This window comes from Pedobacter sp., assembly GCF_039594775.1.
Taxonomy (GTDB): domain Bacteria; phylum Bacteroidota; class Bacteroidia; order Sphingobacteriales; family Sphingobacteriaceae; genus Pedobacter.
On record NZ_JBCNMT010000002.1, the window covers coordinates 739,803 to 758,799 of the forward strand.

At 40.4% G+C, this 18,997-nt stretch carries 14 protein-coding genes; 8 read left to right on the plus strand and 6 right to left on the minus strand.

Going from position 1 to position 18,997, the window contains the following annotated elements; all coding sequences use genetic code 11:
- Positions 1 to 34: 34 nt before the first annotated feature.
- From ABDV71_RS09220 to ABDV71_RS09240, 5 genes are read left to right on the plus strand one after another with little or no spacing between them, the layout of a single operon-like run.
- The gene (locus ABDV71_RS09220) at positions 35 to 1,267 is read left to right on the plus strand and encodes a Pycsar system effector family protein (RefSeq protein ID WP_343532155.1); all 1,233 of its coding nucleotides are present in this window, start codon (positions 35 to 37) and stop codon (positions 1,265 to 1,267) included.
- Positions 1,251 to 3,299, plus strand: coding sequence for a polyphosphate kinase 1 (gene ppk1, locus ABDV71_RS09225; RefSeq protein WP_343532156.1), 2,049 nt, complete (start codon positions 1,251 to 1,253; stop codon positions 3,297 to 3,299). The genes ABDV71_RS09220 and ppk1 overlap by 17 nt, the downstream gene beginning before the upstream one ends.
- Before the next feature lie 2 nt (positions 3,300 to 3,301).
- On the plus strand, positions 3,302 to 4,201 hold the full coding sequence (locus ABDV71_RS09230; RefSeq protein WP_343532157.1) for an SdiA-regulated domain-containing protein: 900 nt from the start codon (positions 3,302 to 3,304) through the stop codon (positions 4,199 to 4,201).
- A 3-nt stretch (positions 4,202 to 4,204) separates the two neighbouring features.
- Positions 4,205 to 7,795, plus strand: coding sequence for a metallophosphoesterase (locus tag ABDV71_RS09235; RefSeq protein ID WP_343532158.1), 3,591 nt, complete (start codon positions 4,205 to 4,207; stop codon positions 7,793 to 7,795).
- A gap of 3 nt (positions 7,796 to 7,798) precedes the next feature.
- Complete coding sequence (locus ABDV71_RS09240; protein ID WP_343532159.1) at positions 7,799 to 10,159, plus strand: hypothetical protein; 2,361 nt, start codon at positions 7,799 to 7,801, stop codon at positions 10,157 to 10,159.
- A 117-nt stretch (positions 10,160 to 10,276) separates the two neighbouring features.
- Here the strand turns inward: ABDV71_RS09240 and ABDV71_RS09245 are convergent, their stop codons facing one another.
- Positions 10,277 to 11,089 (minus strand): hypothetical protein, encoded by an 813-nt coding sequence (locus tag ABDV71_RS09245; protein ID WP_343532160.1) that lies wholly within the window; start codon positions 11,087 to 11,089, stop codon positions 10,277 to 10,279.
- Between the two features lie 294 nt (positions 11,090 to 11,383).
- Here ABDV71_RS09245 and ABDV71_RS09250 point away from each other — a divergent pair, with 294 nt between their 5' ends.
- Positions 11,384 to 11,932, plus strand: a complete 549-nt coding sequence (locus ABDV71_RS09250; RefSeq protein ID WP_343532161.1) for a GyrI-like domain-containing protein — start codon at positions 11,384 to 11,386, stop codon at positions 11,930 to 11,932.
- Between the two features lie 47 nt (positions 11,933 to 11,979).
- On the opposite strand, the gene ABDV71_RS09255 is transcribed toward ABDV71_RS09250, so the two are convergent.
- The 4 genes from ABDV71_RS09255 to ABDV71_RS09270 are packed head-to-tail and all read right to left on the minus strand — an operon-like array spanning position 11,980 to position 13,638.
- Positions 11,980 to 12,378 (minus strand): glyoxalase, encoded by a 399-nt coding sequence (locus ABDV71_RS09255; RefSeq protein WP_343532162.1) that lies wholly within the window; start codon positions 12,376 to 12,378, stop codon positions 11,980 to 11,982.
- A gap of 10 nt (positions 12,379 to 12,388) precedes the next feature.
- Positions 12,389 to 12,838, minus strand: a complete 450-nt coding sequence (locus tag ABDV71_RS09260) for an SRPBCC family protein (RefSeq protein WP_343532163.1) — start codon at positions 12,836 to 12,838, stop codon at positions 12,389 to 12,391.
- Positions 12,839 to 12,843: 5 nt separating this feature from the next.
- Positions 12,844 to 13,212: a DoxX family protein gene (locus tag ABDV71_RS09265; protein ID WP_343532164.1), complete on the minus strand. Its 369-nt coding sequence runs from the start codon at positions 13,210 to 13,212 to the stop codon at positions 12,844 to 12,846.
- Between the two features lie 3 nt (positions 13,213 to 13,215).
- Positions 13,216 to 13,638 (minus strand): SRPBCC family protein, encoded by a 423-nt coding sequence (locus ABDV71_RS09270; RefSeq protein ID WP_343532165.1) that lies wholly within the window; start codon positions 13,636 to 13,638, stop codon positions 13,216 to 13,218.
- 133 nt (positions 13,639 to 13,771) lie between these two features.
- Here ABDV71_RS09270 and ABDV71_RS09275 point away from each other — a divergent pair, with 133 nt between their 5' ends.
- Together ABDV71_RS09275 and ABDV71_RS09280 are read left to right on the plus strand one after the other, a co-directional pair.
- On the plus strand, positions 13,772 to 14,749 hold the full coding sequence (locus ABDV71_RS09275; protein ID WP_343532166.1) for a helix-turn-helix domain-containing protein: 978 nt from the start codon (positions 13,772 to 13,774) through the stop codon (positions 14,747 to 14,749).
- A 327-nt stretch (positions 14,750 to 15,076) separates the two neighbouring features.
- A complete protein-coding gene (locus ABDV71_RS09280; protein ID WP_343532167.1) occupies positions 15,077 to 17,818 on the plus strand; it encodes a thiopeptide-type bacteriocin biosynthesis protein in 2,742 nt (913 codons plus the stop codon).
- On the opposite strand, the gene ABDV71_RS09285 is transcribed toward ABDV71_RS09280, so the two are convergent.
- Positions 17,730 to 18,839 carry a histidine kinase gene (locus ABDV71_RS09285; protein ID WP_343532168.1) on the minus strand — a complete coding sequence of 370 codons (1,110 nt, stop codon included), beginning with the start codon at positions 18,837 to 18,839 and terminating at the stop codon, positions 17,730 to 17,732. The two genes, ABDV71_RS09280 and ABDV71_RS09285, sit on opposite strands and share 89 nt — an antisense overlap.
- Positions 18,840 to 18,997: the final 158 nt, after the last annotated feature.

Genomic DNA, 18,997 nt, shown 5'->3' on the forward strand with positions numbered 1-18,997 from the left:
CTTAATATTTATTTTTGAGACAAATTAGTAGAACATGAATTACCATCAACTACAGCAAGAGATAGAAACTTATGTGGTCAATTATTTTAACGGCCATCATAATGCTGATCTGGTTTATCATAATTTAGCGCATACCAAAAGAGTGGTTCAGGCCGCGGTACAAATAGCGAATCATTATCAGTTAAAAGATGATGATTTTTTTATCGTTTATGCCAGTGCTTGGTTTCATGATACAGGATATTTTATAGAAACCCGATCGCATGAAGAAAAAGGAGCGGAGCATGCGGAGACTTATTTGACCAATTACCAGGTAAGCAAAGAGGTGATAGCTGCAATAAAGAGCGCTATTTTATCTACCAGATTACCGCAAAGCCCTAACAATTTAAATGAGCGCATTTTATGCGATGCAGATTTGTTTCACTTGGGAAGCGAAGATTTTAGCGAAAGATCAAAACTATTGCATAAAGAGGTGGAACAGCTTTGCGGGAGAGAAATCAGTAAGAAAAGCTGGCGTTTGAAGGACATCGAGTTTTTGGAAAGCCACCAGTACCATACCGATTATTGTAGGTTGTTACTTGAAACGCAAAAAAACAAGAATATCGCTAAGCTTAAAAAGAAGTTTAATGAAGATGTTTTGGCAGATGCAAACAAAGAAGATTTTACCCCTACTAAATTGAAGCACGAAAAAAAGGAAAAAGCAGATAAGCTTACTAAAGAAGATAAGGACTCACTACCAAGCAAGGGGGTAGAAACCATGTTCCGTATCACCTCGGCTAATAACCAACGTTTGAGCGATATGGCCGATAATAAGGCCCAATTGCTCATTACGGTTAATTCAATTATACTATCGTTGATTGTGAGTTTATTGCTGCGCCGCCTCGAAGATAATGCTTATTTGGTAGTGCCTACTTTTATATTGTTGTTGGTGAGTTTATCGTGTATCGTGTTCTCTATATTGGCTACCAGACCGAGTATTCCAAAAGGCATTTTTACCAAAGAAGATGTAGACCAGAAAAGAGTAAACCTGGTGTTCTTCGGTAATTTTTACAAAATGCCGCTGGAAGAATATCATAATAGCATGGAAAAGGTAATGGCTGATCGAGATTTTTTGTATGGCACCTTGATCAAGGATGTGTATTCGCAAGGGGTAGTTTTGGGCCGAAAATATAAGCTCATTCGAATTGCCTATAATATTTTTATGTTCGGTTTAATCACTTCAGTACTGGCTTATATTATTTTCTCTGCCGTTTATGGTAAATTCTCCTAATATACTTGGTGTGGCTACACCTATGTTCGATAGGGATTTGAGTTGGGTATCCTTTAATGGGCGTGTATTGGCAGAAGCAGAACGAGATGCCACGCCACTTTTGGAGAAAATCAAATTTCTGTCTATCTATTCCTCCAATTTGGATGAGTTTTACAGAGTGCGTATGCCTGTTTTGCAGGCTCTGAAAAAGCTGAGCAAAAAGGAGAGTAACGACATCCAACAGCAGGATAATTTACTGAAACAAGCTACCGGAACCATTCATCAGCAACAGGAACTATTTGGGTCCATATTGAAAAGTACGGTGTTGCCCCAATTAAAAGCTCATGGAATTCATTTTGTTTATAACGAGGCTATTCCTGAAAGATTAGATGATGAATTAAGCAATTATTTCTTAAGTAACATTCTGGCATTTCTTCAGCCAATTGAAATATCCAATTCCAAAACGGAGTTTTTCCCAAATAACAACGAACTCTATTTTCTGGTAAATGTAGAAATCGAAGGGAAAATGACCAGCCATGTGCTAAATATACCTTCCAATGAGCTATCTCGTTTTTACGAAACTACTGTTGACGGAGAGAAATACGTATTGATCATCGATGATATTATTCGTCAAAATATTCCGTTGCTGTTTAAAAACAAGAAAATTAATGGTTGCTACAGTTTTAAGATTACGCGTAATGCCGAAATGGAGCTGGAGGATGAATATAATGTCGATATTGCCGATTTGATTGAGAAGCAAATCCAAAAACGTGATTTGGGTTTGGCCACTAGATTTTTGCACGAGCCTGGTATTCCACAACCAACATTAATGCTTTTGATACAGCAGCTAAATATTGGGCATGCGAATGTGGTGGAAGGAGGAAGGTATCATAATTTGAAGGATTTGGGAAGTTTTCCCATTAAGGATGCCAAGTTGAGCAATGAGAAATGGCCTAAAGTAGTTTATCCAGCATTTAGAAAAGACATTACGCTGAACCAGCAAATTGTCGAGAAAGATTTGCTCATTAATCCGCCATACCAATCGTATGATAGTGTATTGCGTTTTTTCAATGAAGCTGCCACTGATGAATTGACGACCGAAATTTACACCACGCTATATCGAGTAGCCAGCGATTCGAAAATTGTAAATGCCTTGATTACTGCTGCAAAAAACGGTAAGAAAGTGACAGTGTTGGTGGAACTGAAGGCACGTTTTGATGAAGCCAACAACATCAAATGGGCGAAAAAAATGAAGGCAGCTGGGGTGGAGATTATTTATAGCGTAACCGCCTTGAAAGTTCATGCGAAAGTAGCTTTGGTAAAACGTAAGCACAGTATTAGGATACAGTATACGGGCTTGTTTGCTACTGGAAACTTTAATGAAACCACTGCCAATTTTTATACCGATCATATTTTAATGACGGCTCATCAAGACATGTTGCGCGAACTCGAATTGTTGTTCTTGTTTTTGGCCAGACGTGAAAAGCCATCAAACCCTTATCTCATTAAGTTTAATCATTTATTGGTGGCGCAATTTAACTTGCAAGCCAGATTCTTGGAGCTTATACAGCGTGAAATTGAATTTGCCAATTTGGGACAGCCTGCTGCCATCACTATTAAACTAAACAATTTGGAAGAGGAAGTGATGATTAATAAATTATATGAAGCAGCCAATGAGGGAGTGAAAATCAATCTCATTATCAGAGGGATTTGTAGATTGGTGCCAAGGGAAAATATTAATGTCAGACGGATTGTTGACCGTTATTTGGAACATGGTAGAATCTTTTTGTTTCATAATAACGGCAGTGAAGAAATGTTTCTGGGTTCTGCGGACTGGATGAGCAGGAACATTTACAGAAGAATTGAAGTTTGTTTCCCTATTTTGAATAATGGAATCAAGGCAGAGCTTAAGGAGATACTATCACTACAACTAAACGATAATGTACAAGCGGTGTATATCGATGAAGAAATGAACAATATTCCGGTTCCAGTGGAAGGTGATTTGGTTCAATCGCAATACGCCATTTATCAATATTTAAAAAACAAAGCATAACCATGAATAATTACGCCATCAAAAAATATCAGAAATTTTTGTTTTTAGTCCTTGTATGTGGCTTTGGTTGTACCATTACATTGCTTTCTTGTGCGCAGGAAAAGACAAAAAAGAATGCAAATCCTCCAGGTTATGATCTAGCTGCTCCACAAAAATATAACATGCCAGATGTATTGCAGGAAATATCGGGTATTGCTTTTTTAAATGGGAATAATGCAACCGTTTATGCAGAGCAGGACGAAGAAGGTAGAGTTTTTATGCTTCCATTGGGTTCAAAAAAGCATACTTCTACCAAGTTTGCCAAAAATGGCGATTACGAGGATATTGCCATCGCTAAAAATAAAGTGATTGTACTTAAAAGTAATGGCGACTTGTATTCGTTTCCTATTGCGGAGACCCAAAAAGCAGAAGCTTCAAACGTGGTGGAAACCAAATCAATTTTACCCAAGGGAGAATATGAAAGCATGTATGCCAATCCCGCTACCGGACAGCTTTATATATTGTGTAAAGATTGCAAACAAGATAAGGGCTCAAAAAACACCAGTGGTTTTATCCTGAACATGCAAAATGATGGACGTTTTACATTGGCCAGTAATTTTAATGTAGATGCCAGTAATCTAGAAAAATTAACGGGCCGAAAAAAGGGAGTTTTTCGCCCTTCTGCCTTAGCCCAACATCCCATCACCAAAGAGTGGTATATCGTTTCTGCCATCAATAAGGCATTGGTGGTGGCCGACCAACATTGGAAAATTAAGGCGGCTTATCATTTAAGCTCAAACACATTTAACCAACCAGAAGGAATTGCCTTTGACAAGCAAGGAAACTTATTTATTTCTAACGAAGGGAACGACACTCAATATGGTAATATTTTGCGATTTGATTATAAAGGAACTAAAAAGTAGCTTATGCTTAAAAAAATTACGCTAATTGTTCTGTTTACTTTAATTGGTTTTGTTGTGTTTGCGCAACAAGAAGTGAAATACCGTGTCATTTTAATTGGCGATGCTGGAGAAATGAACACAGGCCAGTTGGAGTCTTTGAAAAGTGCGGCAAATCATGTCATCAAAGGAAAAACGACCGCTCTTTTCTTGGGCGATAACATTTACCCAACGGGGATGGCATTGCCTGGAAGCAGTAATGTTAAGGAAACCGAGCAGATTTTAAAATCGCAATTTGAACCTATGCGAGCCAATGGTGCTGCGGTTTATTTTTTGCCTGGTAATCACGATTGGGATAAATCTGGACCTAATGGCTTGGCAAAAATTCAGGCACAGGGACAATTCCTAGCTTCTTTTAACGACCCTTTGCTAAAACTCATCCCCGATAGTGGCTGTCCAAATCCAGTAGCCATTAACCTTACCGATAAACTGACCATTATTGCCTATGATAGTGAATGGTGGCTTTTCCCTTACGATAAATCTAATCCGGATTGCGAGTGCAATAGCAAAGAAGAGGTTGTGATGAGGATGCGGGAGCTCCTTGCCCAAAACAAGGATAAAATGATTATTCTGGCTTCTCATCACCCATTTCAGAGCTATGGGGCGCATGGAGGTTACTTTACCTTTAAAAACCATCTTTTTCCGCTTACGTCGCTCAATGATAATTTATACATTCCCTTGCCTATTATTGGTTCTCTATATCCTTTTTTAAGAACAACTTTTTTAAATCCAGAGGATATGAAACATCCTTTGTATAAGGAAATGATTGAAAAGGTAAACGGTGTTTTTGGCGAGGTGCCTAACGTGGTTTATGCTGCGGGGCATGAGCATGGTTTGCAGTTGATTAAAAGCAAACAACTTCAGATTGTGAGTGGCGCTGGAGCAAAGCACTCGCCCAATAAATTAGGAAAAAACTCGCTGTTCCATAGTTTCGAAAATGGTTATGTAGTAGCCGATCAGTTGATGAACAACGACATGCGTTATGAGTACTATACTTACAACGATACAGGAGTAAACAAAGTTTTTAGCTATACACAGGCGTTTCAGCAGGTAGAAAATACCCCATTAAAAGTAGCTAAGGTGATTACTGCAGATAGTGTGATGGTAAAAGTAAAGCCATCGTTTGATAGCGTAAGCAGGTTCCATCGTTACCTGTTTGGAGATAATTATCGGAAAGACTATGCTACGGATACCAAATTGCCTGTCATTCGTATTTCGGAAATTGAAGGTGGCCTAAAACCAACACAATTAGGTGGTGGAAATCAATCTCGTTCACTAAGGTTAGCCGATAAAAATGGCAAGGAATATGTGCTACGAAGTGTTGAAAAATACCCCGAAGTATTATTGCCGCAAGGCTTAAGAAATACTTTTGCCAAGGATGTAATGCGTGATAACATGGCTTCACAACATCCATTTACAGCATTGGTTGTACCTGTTTTAGCTAAAACTGCAGGTGTGCCGCATAGTAATCCCATGATAGGCTTGGTTTCTCCAGATGAAAATTTAGGTGATTATGCACCGCTGTTTGAGAACACCATATGTTTGTTGGAAGAAAGAAACCCTCTTGGACCTTCGGACAATACGGCCAAAATGTTTAAAAAACTAGATAAGGATAATGATAACACCTACGATGCCAAGCTGTACCTGAGAGCAAAAGCTTTGGATGTACTGCTTGGCGATTGGGATAGGCACGAAGACCAATGGCGCTGGAAAGCCGACAGTACCAAGAAAGGCTTAAAGTATATCGCCATCCCAAGAGACCGTGATCAAGTATTTTTTAGGGCCGATGGAAAAATACAACGTTTTGCCCAAAAATCAGATATGTTACCTATGATGCAGGGCATAGAAAAGGATTTGAAAGACGGGAATTGGTTTTTATGGGAAGGTAGAGCGATGAACAGCAAATTATTGTCGCAATATACCGAAGAGCAATGGGACAAGGATGTAAAAGAGTTTTGCGACCTTTTTACCGACGAGATTTTCGAGGAAGCTTTAAAAAGATTGCCCAAAGAAAGTTATGCTTTAAGACATGAGCAATTTTTGGCGCAACTCAAACAACGTAAGGCTAGTATTCCAAAGGTGATGAATGAATATTATCATTTTTTTAATCGTATTGTGGATGTACAAGCAAGCCATAAAAATGAAAAGGCCGAAATTAATGGATTGCCAGATGGTCATTTAAAAGTAGAACTGTATAAAATTAATAAGTCTGGGAATGTAAAAGATGTAACTTTCAGCCGCGTTTTCAATCCTAAAATTACAAAACAAATCCGCTTATACATGAGAGACGGGAATGACAGCGTATATCTTAACAATAAAACCTCGCCCATTACTTTGAAAATTATTGCTGGGCATGGGAAAAAAGTGTACAATGTAACCGCTTCTCGTCAATCTGTACGTTTGTTTGGTCTTAAAGATGAAAACATATTTGATGGAGAGGATGCCCATAAACTGCGCATCAAACTATCAAGTGACACTGGGAATGCCACTTATTTGGGAAAAGATTTATATAGCAGAACATCGCTATATCCTAATGTGGGCTATAATGTAGATGATGGCTTTTCTTTAGGTGCATTCATGAACATTACCAATCCGGGCTTTAGAAAACAGCCTTATGGCAATTCGCAATCCTTTAGTTTGCTCTATGCCTTTGCTACCTCGGCGGTTAGGTTTAAATACACAGGCGATTGGTTGAAAGCCATGGGTAATGCCGATGTGGTAGTGCATGCAAGTGTGCAGGCACCTGATAATACCCGTAACTTTTTTGGGGTAGGTAACGAAACTTCTTTTGATAAAAACATCAGGTACTACCGCACCCGAATGAACCTCTTTCAGCTGGAAACCAGTTTGCGTTGGCGCAGGCCAAAATCTACGTTTAGTGTAGGGCCAAGCTTTCAATTCTATACTTTTGATGAAGAAGATAACCAAGGTAAATTCATCAACAATACATCGGAACTAAATTCTTCTGATCGTTTGGTAATCAACCACGAAAAGCTTTACGCAGGAGTAATTGTTAACTTCATCAATAACACCAGAGACAATGAATTGCTCCCAACCTTGGGTAGTTATATTGATTTTAAATTATTGGGCTATCAAGGTGTAAATACTACGGCAAGGTCATTTGCTCAGTTTAACGGTTCCATTGCCTTGTATAAAAATTTAGATGGACGTGCAAATTTGGTATTGGCCAACAGATTTGGTGGAGCTGCAACAGTAGGCAATCCCGCTTTTTATCAGTATGCCTATTTGGGAGGCGAAGGAACGTTATTGGGCTATAGACAATATCGCTTTGCGGGCAAACATAGCTTTTATAATAATTTGGAACTAAGGATCAAATTGGGTGATTTTATTAGCTATGTGTTGCCTGGACAGGTAGGACTAATGGGTTTGTACGACGTGGGACGGGTATGGGCAAAAGATGACGCTTCGAATACTTGGCACCATGGTGTTGGTGGAGGCTTATACTTCTCGCCAGCACAATTAACCATTTTAAGGGTAATTGCCGCTTATTCAAAAGAGGGATGGTATCCTCAATTTTCAATGAATTTTAGATTTTAAGTAATGAACACCAACGTTATCAAGATAAATAAGAATGAATGTATTGCTTGTCAGATAGAGTGGAATCTGTCTTTTAGGCCATTGGTTGCTTATTTAAAAAGAAGATTAAAAACCGAAGAAACCATCAAAAAAGAGTTCTATAGATTTTTGTTGGAAAAGATAGAAAACGAAGGAGCATTGGCAAAAAATCTGATGGTTGACGATTTGGCTCAGTATAGAGATACTTTAGAGCTTATCTTCACCATTTTAACGCCCCTAATGGCCAATGAAAAGGAATTGTATTGGGCTTTGAGTACACCGGTTCCAGACCAAATTTTCTTTAGTACCGATTTACTTTATGACTTCATTCAAAAAAATGTAGAAGAACACAGTAAAGTTGGAGGAGGGGAGTACCAAAAGAAAAAAGAAAAAGACCAGATCAAGTTCATTTATAACGTTATTTTAAAACGCTACTATAACTATTCGGCACTTACCAACAACGAAATGCGTTTTGCCTACAACAATCCGGAAACAGGGCTTACGCAATATTATAATGTTAATGTAGATACCCAGTTTGTAGATATTAGCTATAACAAAAAGGAACTGCCTGTACTCAATTTTGAGCAGTTTTCTGGTTTTGTAGATGATGAACGAGGTTTGGAGCTTTTGCACGAGGTATTGCCCCTAAGCGATTTCAAGTTCGATGGATTTACCGTAATCTCTGTAACTGATGTAACGCTACAACATGCAATAGATGGAATTAGAGAAGCTTTGGTGAACCATAATTACCAAACAGAGGCCTATCAACATGTGATACAAACCTTAAGAACCTTGGGAGGGAATGCCGATATAGAATTTGGCTTGTTACCACTAATTACGGTTAATGGCAAACCTATTCTCGATGTTGATGATGACTCGAGTTTGCTCATTAACGCGGGTAAACATTTCGGAGTAGATGATAGTGTTTTTTACAAGCAATTAGAATTATATAAAAACAATCCGCAACCCATTTTCTTTAATAAAATTACCGATGAGCAGGTAGAGAAAACCCCATTTATGGAGGCTATCCGAAAAAGCGGTATTAAATCCTACTCTATTTTGCCTGTTTTTTATAATGCCGAGTTGGTTGGCATATTAGAAATATACTCCAAAAAAGAGGTGTTAATAGATGAAATGTTGCTTTCGCGTTTACATTCGGCCATGCCGCTATTAGGACAGCTATTCCAATACCGTATAGAGGAGTTCAACGCGAAGATGGATGAAGTACTTAAAGATAAATTCACAGCTTTACAACCTTCGGTACAATGGAAGTTTAACGAGCAGGTATGGGAATTCATCAAGAAAAACAAGGGAAATAAAAATGCCCAGAATATGGAGACCGTCACGTTTAAAAACCTATATCCATTATTCGGGGCCATTGATATCAGGAACTCTACCATTGAGCGGAACCAAGCATTAAAAGACGATTTAAAGATTCAGTTAGATAAGTTGAGCGCTTCGCTGGTGGCATTGAAAAAAACAGTTAAACTTGATCTTATAGACAAAATTCTATACAGTTGTAAAAACTGGTTGGAAAAGACCGATAATTTTATCAGTTCCAGCGAAGAAGACTCGTTAAACGAATTTTTGGAATTTGACGTGTATCCTGTGCTTAAACATGTCGAGAAAAATCATCCTTTGGCAAAGGAAATTGTGGATGAATATTTTGAAAGTATCAATCCCGATACTGGGATAGCATACCAAAACAGAAGGACTTTGGAAACCTCGATGCAGTTTATCAATTCATCGGTAGGGGAGTATTTGGAAAGTGCCCAGGAAGAATTGCAGAAAGCCTTTCCATTTTATTTTGCGAAGTTCCGTACTGATGGAGTAGAATATGATATTTACATTGGGCAAGGCATTACACCTGACGTGCCTTTTGACATGCTCTTCCTTAAAAATATGCGGCTTTGGCAATTGCAGTCAATGGTGGATATTGCCCGTTTGACCAATCGTTTAGTTGATAAAATGGAAAAGCCATTGTTAACCACCCAACTTATCTTTATACATTCGAACCCAATAGATATTAGTTTTAGGAACGATGAACGACGCTTTGATGTAGAAGGAAGCTACAACATCCGGTATGAAGTCATTAAAAAGCGAATAGATAAAGTTAAAATCAAGGACAAAGAAGAAAGGTTAACGCAGCCTGGAAAAATTGCCATGATTTATTATAATATTTTTGAGGCAAATGAGTACCAAACTTATATTGGTTATCTGCAAAAGCAAGGACTTTTATTAGATGACTTAGAAATGCTTGAGTTGGAAGAATTGCAAGGAGTAAGTGGTTTGAAGGCTTTAAGGGTTGGCGTAAATTACGACGTTGAAAAAACGGATATTAACTAATAATGCAAATATTAGCTACTATTAAGTTTGCTATGTGTTTATGTGGTTCATTTATAGGTTTTAAACCTAAAGGAAAATGATAACCACATAGACACATAGGGGTTCATTCCGTATATGTTAATTACTAAAGCCTAACTTTATTTTATATCTGTAAAGCTTTCCGTTGATTTCCTGCTCTAATTTCAATACCTCATTTGTTTTTTTACTGATCCAGAAAACTTCCTTGTTGCCTTTGGTTTCATGCGTAAGCAGCCAACAATCAATTTTTTGGTCATCGTAACCAATTAATTGTGCACTGCCGCTCACAGTATAAGCAACCTTTTGATATTTAGATGCAGTACCAGGATCGTAAAATGGAACAACAAAGGTTACCCCATTTTTATAGGGTAGTAGGGGAAAGGTTTCCAGATCTAAATGCCAGTTCAGGAAAAATTTATCTAGAGATGATTTGTACCCTTCCCATATTGTTTTTGCTTGATTTTCTGTATCTGTATCACTTAATTTATGCCCATTGTATTCAACGGTTTTATTTATAAAATCAACAATAGTAAGGCTTACCACTTTTGCAGTGGATGTTCTGGAAGCTTGTCTTTTCCACCATGTTCTATGGTATAAGGGTTTCATTGTTTTGGCATCAGAAACCGATTTTACGATGTGCATAATGCTGTCTTTGTCTTCCCATACCTGATCAATCTCAATAGCTGGCACGCCATTGTAATCAGTCTTTTTGATGGTTCTTGTCCAAAATTGGGTTTGCGTTCGCACAGAATCCTTGTTCATTTTAAAATACACAAGGTATCGGTGGGTGCCTTCTCGTAAAACTTTGGGGTTGATGTTTTTTTCTGAGATAAAAACAGTATCTGTCTTTTGTGCATTTGCTGCGAAAGAAGTGCAAAAAATGCAAAGGGCAATTAGTAATGAATAGCGCATAGCATATTTGTTTAGTTTAGAAATGTCTAAATAGTCAGCTTCCTTATTGTAAAGGTAAACTGATGATTAGGTTGGTTTATTTGGTTCTAAATTAAGACTGTGCGTTTTCTGCTTTGTTACAGAGGGTAAAAGAAATCTTATGTATTGATTATTAGTTGTTTAAGGAAGGTTTGGTGAGTTTTAATTTCTTTGCTCTGTGGCAGTTTTAAAATTTTTGCGAGCCGGAAAAAACATACTGCCATAGGGTTGTCATTAGTGCTTCATAGGTTTACATCATCAAAATTCAATGAAGTCATGAAAATAATCATTAACAGCTTGGTGCTTCTAGCACTATTTGTTGCCCCTACAAGGGTACAATCTCAGGAACAAAAATCAAAAAATATGAATGATCAAACCATCGAGAAATTTAACATCATTGGCATTTCTGTAAGAACAACCAATGCCAATGGGCAATCTATGAAGGACATCGAGTCACTATGGGGAAAGTTTTGGGGAGAGGAAATCCAAAAGCAAATCCCTAACAAAATCAACGATGATATTTATGCTGTTTATACAGATTACGAAACAGATTTTACGGGTCCCTATACCGTAATTGTCGGATTGCCTGTTAGTTCTCTGAAAGAGGTTCCCAAAGGCTTTGTGGGAATTAGCATCGAGACCACGAAGTATCAGAAGTTTGTATCTAAAGGCAAAATGCCAGAAGCGGTGTTGAATACTTGGTTACAGATTTGGGCAGATAAAGAACTAAAGCGTGCTTACAAAGCTGATTTTACGATACATGGCAAAAAATATTATGATGGCGATAATGCAGAAGTGGAAACCTTTATTTCGATAAAGGAATAGCACAGCTAATTTTAGCTGAAATTTGTTTATAAAATCTGAACCAGTTGTTAAACATACAATATCCACCTGATATCAAAGGTATCGGTAATTTCAATGAGCTTTTCGTCATGGTTTCTGGTAAAAAAAGTCTTTTTGTTAAATTCCAATTTTTCAATGAGTACTTTTCTAGTTTCAATATTTGGACATTGTATAAAAATGGCCATATGGTTTCCTGGTATCCTACCTTCGTTATGTACCAGGTCAGAACCATGGATAACGATGGTGTCGGAAACAAGTGATGCACTTACTACAGGTGCTTCCGAATAGTCTTGTAGCCCTTTTTCAAAAGTTTCAAAATGCAATGTCCCACCAAAGCAGGTTTGGTAAAAAGTGAGTGCCCCCTTACAGTTCCCAGAGAAGGTAAGGAAAACAGCACTCACTAATTGATCACAGTTAGGCGCACTCATGGTGGGAATATTAAGCGTCGGGAATTTCTGGCTCTACCAGTTTCATCAATTTCTCCAACGACTCCTGCCAGCCTAAATAACACATTTCGGCAGGAATTACTTCCGGAATCCCTTCCTGCACCACTTTCAATTCAGTACCGCAAATTACTTTGTTCAACCATATGGTAGTGGTCATTTCGCCGGGCAAATTAGGGTCATCAAAAGTGTCGGTGTATTTAATGAATTCATTTGGTTTGATCTCAAGATACGTTCCACCGAAAGAATGCCCATTGCCCGTACTGAAATTGATAAAGGTCATCTTAAACTGACCGCCTTCTTTAAAATCCATTTGCTGTACGGTACATATAAAACCGTAGGGCGGTAACCAGGTAGCATGCGCTAGTGGATCGGCAAATGCCCTGAATACTTTTTCAGGACTTGCTTTAATTACCCTATGTAGGGAAACTGAATTACTTTTCATGTTGATTATGATTTAAGTTTAAGGTTATACACGTATGAGACCATTAGGATGGCCAATACTACTAATGGCATGAGCATATAGGCAATGTTCTTATCTACGCAAGCATGGCTGATGAAGGCGAAGATCAAACTAAAGGTAAGTCCTGCATAGGCCCATTCTTTTAATTTATTTGGTGTTTTAGGAAACACAATGGCCAAACAGCCAAGTACTTTACAGATGATCAAAGCATAAGCAAAGTAATCAGGATAGCCCAATGGTTTAGTGCCTGCGGTTACATAGTCGGGCATAAATAGGACAGTGCTCAACGGCATAACGCCTTCCCAAAGTACAATGATGACGGTGGCTATCCAAAAGATAATTTTGTGAGTTTTCATAACCTATTTCGCTTCAACGTATTTAATGAAATTGTTTAAAATGGCTTGCCATCCTGCTTTTTGGAATTCAGGGTCATTTTGAGTTTCAGGATCAAAAGTGGTGGCTAAATGAGTTTTGCCATCTTTTTCCGTAAACAATGTGGTCGCTTGTCTGCCATCGCCCATGGTGTAGGTAATTTCCTCATGTGGAATCACGCGGTCGTAAATCCCCTCGAAATCAAAACCAACACTTCCATCCTTAGCTTCCATTCTGTTTTTAAACTTTCCGCCAACCCTTAAATCGTTTTCACTGCTTGGCGTGTGCCAGGTAGCTGGATCGGCAGTGTTCCATTGCATAATGTCGCTTGGCGTATTCCAAGCCTCCCATACTTTTGCTACGGGAGCATTCACTGTTGCTTCTACCGTAATTTTTGATAATTGTGTCATTCTCTTTTTTAGATTGATTTGATATTTCAAAGATAGGGTGGAAGTAAAAGATACAGCTGTTGCAAAAACGACAAATAAGGGGTGAATTGTGACAAAATAATTTTTACCTTGTAGCTCCATAATATTCATTGATATGCAGATTTCTGTTTTTGTGCCTGAATATGGCGTAATTGAAGCCGTAACCCCACCGTTTAGGACCTTTCATACCGCCAATGAGTTTTTGACCACATTTGGCAAAAAGCCTATTTTCAACGTGGAGTATGTTGGTCTAAACGAATATGTACCTGCCAACAATGGCGAATACATGATCAAAACCAATCGCCTGCTCAAAGATGTAACCGAAACAGACTTGCTGATCATACCACCTACTTTTGGTGATATGTCCAAGGGCATTAAAGCTAACGCAGAAGCCATTCCTTATTTTAAAAAGCTGCATGACCAAGGCGCAAGTTTGGCCAGCTTATGTATTGGTGCTTTCCTTTTAGCGGAAACAGGGTTGCTCAATGGCAAAAAATGTTCTACCCATTGGGCCTATATTAATGAGTTTAAGGAAAGATATCCGAATGTGGGGGTTGAAGATGGGGCAATTATTACAGAACATGATAATATTTATAGCAGTGGTGGAGCCAGTAGCTTGTGGAATTTGATTTTATACCTGGTAGAGAAATTTGCAGATAGGGAAGTGGCCGTGATGGTCTCAAAATACTTTGCATTGGACATGGGGAGAGATAGCCAATCTCAATTCGCCATATTCAAAGGCCAAAGAAATCATGGAGATGAAGATATTCAAAAAGTGCAGGACTACATCGAAAAAAACTATAGCGATAAAATATCTACAGAAACGTTGGCGAAACTCATCAATTCAGGTCGTAGAACTTTTGAAAGGAGATTTAAGGAAGCCACTAACAACACCCCATTAGAGTATATACAAAGAGTAAGAATTGAAGCGGCCAAAACTTTTTTTGAAGCTTCGAGAAAAAACGTGACCGAAATTATGTTTGATGTTGGTTATACCGATACCAAATCATTTAGGGATATTTTTAAGAAACTTACCGGGCTTACGCCAATTGAGTACAGAAATAAATTTGCGAGGCTATCTAATGAGATTTAGAATTAACGGTTGTACTTGTATAGTTATAACGTTTTGGTATATTTGTCTTGAGAGCGTTAATTTAGAGGTGGGGATTTCCTTCGGGAGATTCCTGCCTTTCTTTTAGGAGTTTCTACAACTTGTGAGAAAGTTTCTACCATTGGATACCTAACCTAATAACGCTTGAAATCGTATCTGGTCTTTCCGATAGTTATGGGGAACAGCCTTATTGCCTTGCGAAATGCTTCTATTTAAACGTGAATTGCCATTATTTGTGATTTTGGATAGGTTTTTGGATCAACTCTCCCCTTATTTTTTACCCTTCCTTTCTAAGCCTAGCTTTGGTGTATGGAAATTAAAAAATACAGCGTATGCAGGGCCTGTACCATTCCAAGGGAAGGCAGGCTCGAAGACTATTGGGCGCAGTTGAAGGCCTTAATTGGTGAAGCTTCGCCAGCTCTGTTCGAAAAGATAGCCAATCTGAAATCCTCGTCACTAGAAGGGCGCACGCGCATAAGCGTTGAAAGATATTTCAATAGGGCGAAGTTCCGTCCGGTGCCCTACGGCAGGTTCTGTACGGTGGGCCTGTTGCCCTGGTTTGGAGATTCGGGAGCTGAACCAATGCTGGCAACAGATACCACAGTGATACACTTGGAGGATTGGAGCAGAGCTAAAGGATTGGCTTCTGAGGTTGGCGGTGCAGTTTGGGCAGAGGAGCTTTGCTGGCGAGTACAGTCGACATTGTATACCGTTCAGGGGGTACATTACTTTTTTCAAGCGACCGAGGATCAAACGGAACTGTTTTCGTTGGAAGGTTTCCCAGAACTGGACCACTTGCTGGACTTCTGTCGACAGGAGCGCTCGACGAGGGAATTGAGAAGTTTTGCAGGAGAAGATTGGTACATCTACCGCGAGCTGATGGCGCAGCTTTTGGAGCTTCAGGTATTGATGAATAGTAGCCTCCCGAACCTGACGGGGCAAGATTATTTCGGGCGCTTAGATGGCAAGGAGGATGCTGCGCTGGGTACGGATGGCTATGCCATTGCTTTTCGCCATGCCGAGCAGGGATTCTGTGATTCACTTTTGCAAAGAGAGCTTTTGACCTATATATCCTTTGCCCAGCAAAATATACCAAGTCCGCCCCTAGCGGATCTTTCGGCATTCGCACAGGCTTTTAGCCGTCGCTATGAAAACCAGTGGCAACCGCTGTCTATGGTATTAGATCCCGACAAGGGCCTAGGCTATGCAGGGGTTTGCAATCTGAAGAATAAAGATATGGAAGTATTACTACCCAAACGACAGCTAGAAGCTCCACAAATAATTTTAGATGGGCTGTCACGCTTTTTGCTGAACGGGATGATTAATGGTGGTGGCAAGGCGATAGATTTGAAGGGATTTGTGAGCAAAGAAAATGAATCTACGGTATTGCCCAATACGCTAAGTGTGCTGCTACAGCCGGCGGGCAATCGGCAATGGGCCTTGGAACATATCGGGGGACCAAGCGCCACAACATTATTAGGCAGGTTTGGTAGCGATGACATGATTGGGACCTTTGCCGGTAGTCTGGCAGCCTTCGAGGCCCAGGCAAACCCGGGCGTGAAGTTCTTTGATATTGCCTATCAGACGGGAGAGCGCACGGACAACATCAATCGTCGCCCACAGCTATATGAAATGGAATTGGTATTAGGGGGTTGGTCAACGCATCCCTGTCAGTTGCAGTTGTCCGATATTTTTATCAATGTGGCTGATGGTGAGGTACTGCTTTATAGTAAGCAGCACCAGTGTAGGGTGGTACCGAAAATGGCTTCGGCCTACAATATCCTGCGGTCGAGTCACCCACTGCTGCGCCTATTGGCAGATCTGCAGTACCAGGGGGTACATCATCAGCTCCTTCCAGATTTGTCTCAACGTTTTCCAGGGATGGATTACTACCCAGCCTTAAAGTTTGGCAAGTTGTTGCTGCAACCTGCCCGTTGGAAGGTGCCTGCTTCTGCTAAAAAATCGCTTGCGCTACTGGAAGACTGGCTCTTGAAAGCTCAAGTGTCCAGATGGGTAAGGGCTGGCAGGGCCGACCAGTATCTCTGCCTGGATATAGAAAGAGAAACGGACCGGCAGCTCTTGTTGGACAGCCTTTCGAGGGAGACGAACATGGACTACATTTGTGAATGGGCCGCTGGTGGGGCCAAGGGTATGGTGGATGGTGCCGGACAACGTTTTGCTTATCAGTTGCAGCTGGTGCTGGGGCATAATCGGGAAATCTATGCGCCGATAAATTCCTTTGAGCCACCTAATGATTTCAGTTCTTGGAAAATTGGTGGAAAATGGCTGTATCTGTCACTGTATACGGCAACGCAACACCAGCCTTTGGTTCTGTCGGAACTAGTGGGACCTTTGGTATCTAAGTATGCGCAGCTAATCGAGGACTGGTTCTATATCCTGTATGGTGATCCCGAAAAGCATATCCGGCTGCGCATCAGATGGAAAGCCGGGGTGCAAGATGGTGCACGCTGGGCGCTAATGGGTGAAGTTGGAAGCTGGCTAGGTAGCTATGGCATCAGAGATACGGTCATACGTGCTTACGCACCTGAGTGGCAACGTTACGGAGCTTTAACAATGGAGCTTGCCGAAAGGTTCTTTGGACTAGATAGCGTGTCGGCATTGGAAGAAATGAAGATGGACGAGGAGCAGCGGCTGTCGTGTTGTTATGGCTGGATTTGGGGAATGGTGTCTGCTGCGTTTGAGCTGGAAGAACAAGGGCAATTTCTGGAAAAGATGGCAAAAATGTTTGCAAGCGAGATGAACTGGAATCATGTGGTGTTCAAGGCCATGAATCAATCTTGGCGTGTAATAGGAGAACCCGGCCTATCGGCCTTTCCGAAAGAGGAGTTGTTGTCGGCCTGGGAGAGGGTGAGTAGGTTGGCGTCACAGGAAAAAAGTGAGCAGCTTTTGGCTGATTTTATTCATATGCATGTGAACCGCAGATTTCCCGAATATGCCAGGGTCAGGGAAGCACAGTTGTACCAGTATTTGTTATTGCACTGGAAACGGGTTGCAAGGTCAATTCAAGGGCTATCTGTAGCTGCACGCTAAATCCTCCGTTGCCATCAGGACCATAGCTAAAATGATGGTTTTGGCCATAGGTAGCCTGCAATCTTTTGGAAAGATTCTGTAGTCCTGTATGGGTGGATATGGTTGGTTTTTCTGCTGCGATTTTGTTCCATGTAGAAATCTGTAACTGTCCATCTTCAAGTGATAGCTGCATGCGGGCATTACTTTCGCTAAGGTCGCCATGTTTGAAGCAATTTTCGGCCAAGGTGAGTAGGCCCAGTGGAATCAGGTACAGGTTGCACACTGCCAGTTCATAATCCAGCTCGAGTGTGCCAGTATTTTTTCTGAGGGAGTAGAGGTAGATCACATCTTCGATCTGGGCGAGCTCTTCGCCTAGTTTTACCGTTTCGTCGGTATGTCCAATATCGAAGGCGAAACGCATCACATTGGCCAGCCTAGTCACCGCCTCACTGATCTGGGGGGCGGATTTCATTGATTGGAAGTGGATATAATTCAGTATGTTGAACAAAAAGTGCGGGTTGATTTGTGCTTTTAGGAAGGCAGTCTGCATCAGGTCAAGCTCTCTTTGAGTTTGTTGTTGGCCGATGATGGCTAAAAGCTGCTGCTTTTCCAGCTCCTGCGCATGCCTGCGCTGGGCGATAAAGCTGTACAGGTAATAATAACCCGTAGAGAAGCCAATGAAGAACATTCCGCGGTAGCCATTGCGTAGGAAACTTTGCCAAGTCATGCCATACAGGGGCTTGATAGGCTTGTCTAATAGGTGGGTCAGAAAGATTTCACCTGCCCAATGGGCTACGATATAGGTCAGTAGGAAGAGGATGCAAAAGAGCGGGATCCAAAGCCATTGTCCCTTCCGTTTACCCAACCAGGGCAGTACGGTGTTGGACTGGAAATAGAACAGGGCAATGGTGATACCGTAATGAACGAAATAGTTGATTACGGGCGCGCTCATGTCGTACAATAGGTTCGTGATAACCGTTTCCCAGATGATGAAGAGAGACCAGACTAGTGCGTGGATCCTGAAAGTTTTTTTGTTGATCATTTTCGGCATTTTACATCGGTAAATCGGGTTTTCAAATAACAGATTTTTCTTTGGCTATTGCAAGGGGTATTTTTAAGAGATAAACCCTATATGTTATGGAAAAAACAAAAATTAAATTGGAAGTCAGGAAAGTGGGTACTTTCAGCAGACCTGTGGCA

What these genes read in the sequence shown, in the direction of transcription:
- ABDV71_RS09220 (WP_343532155.1), top strand. Translation starts at nt 35, where the DNA reads ATGAATTACCATCAACTACAGCAAGAGATAGAAACTTATGTGGTCAAT.
- ppk1 (WP_343532156.1), top strand. Translation starts at nt 1,251, where the DNA reads ATGGTAAATTCTCCTAATATACTTGGTGTGGCTACACCTATGTTCGAT.
- ABDV71_RS09230 (WP_343532157.1), top strand. Translation starts at nt 3,302, where the DNA reads ATGAATAATTACGCCATCAAAAAATATCAGAAATTTTTGTTTTTAGTC.
- ABDV71_RS09235 (WP_343532158.1), top strand. Translation starts at nt 4,205, where the DNA reads ATGCTTAAAAAAATTACGCTAATTGTTCTGTTTACTTTAATTGGTTTT.
- ABDV71_RS09240 (WP_343532159.1), top strand. Translation starts at nt 7,799, where the DNA reads ATGAACACCAACGTTATCAAGATAAATAAGAATGAATGTATTGCTTGT.
- ABDV71_RS09245 (WP_343532160.1), bottom strand. Translation starts at nt 11,089, where the DNA reads ATGCGCTATTCATTACTAATTGCCCTTTGCATTTTTTGCACTTCTTTC.
- ABDV71_RS09250 (WP_343532161.1), top strand. Translation starts at nt 11,384, where the DNA reads ATGAAAATAATCATTAACAGCTTGGTGCTTCTAGCACTATTTGTTGCC.
- ABDV71_RS09255 (WP_343532162.1), bottom strand. Translation starts at nt 12,378, where the DNA reads ATGAGTGCGCCTAACTGTGATCAATTAGTGAGTGCTGTTTTCCTTACC.
- ABDV71_RS09260 (WP_343532163.1), bottom strand. Translation starts at nt 12,838, where the DNA reads ATGAAAAGTAATTCAGTTTCCCTACATAGGGTAATTAAAGCAAGTCCT.
- ABDV71_RS09265 (WP_343532164.1), bottom strand. Translation starts at nt 13,212, where the DNA reads ATGAAAACTCACAAAATTATCTTTTGGATAGCCACCGTCATCATTGTA.
- ABDV71_RS09270 (WP_343532165.1), bottom strand. Translation starts at nt 13,638, where the DNA reads ATGACACAATTATCAAAAATTACGGTAGAAGCAACAGTGAATGCTCCC.
- ABDV71_RS09275 (WP_343532166.1), top strand. Translation starts at nt 13,772, where the DNA reads ATGCAGATTTCTGTTTTTGTGCCTGAATATGGCGTAATTGAAGCCGTA.
- ABDV71_RS09280 (WP_343532167.1), top strand. Translation starts at nt 15,077, where the DNA reads ATGGAAATTAAAAAATACAGCGTATGCAGGGCCTGTACCATTCCAAGG.
- ABDV71_RS09285 (WP_343532168.1), bottom strand. Translation starts at nt 18,839, where the DNA reads ATGATCAACAAAAAAACTTTCAGGATCCACGCACTAGTCTGGTCTCTC.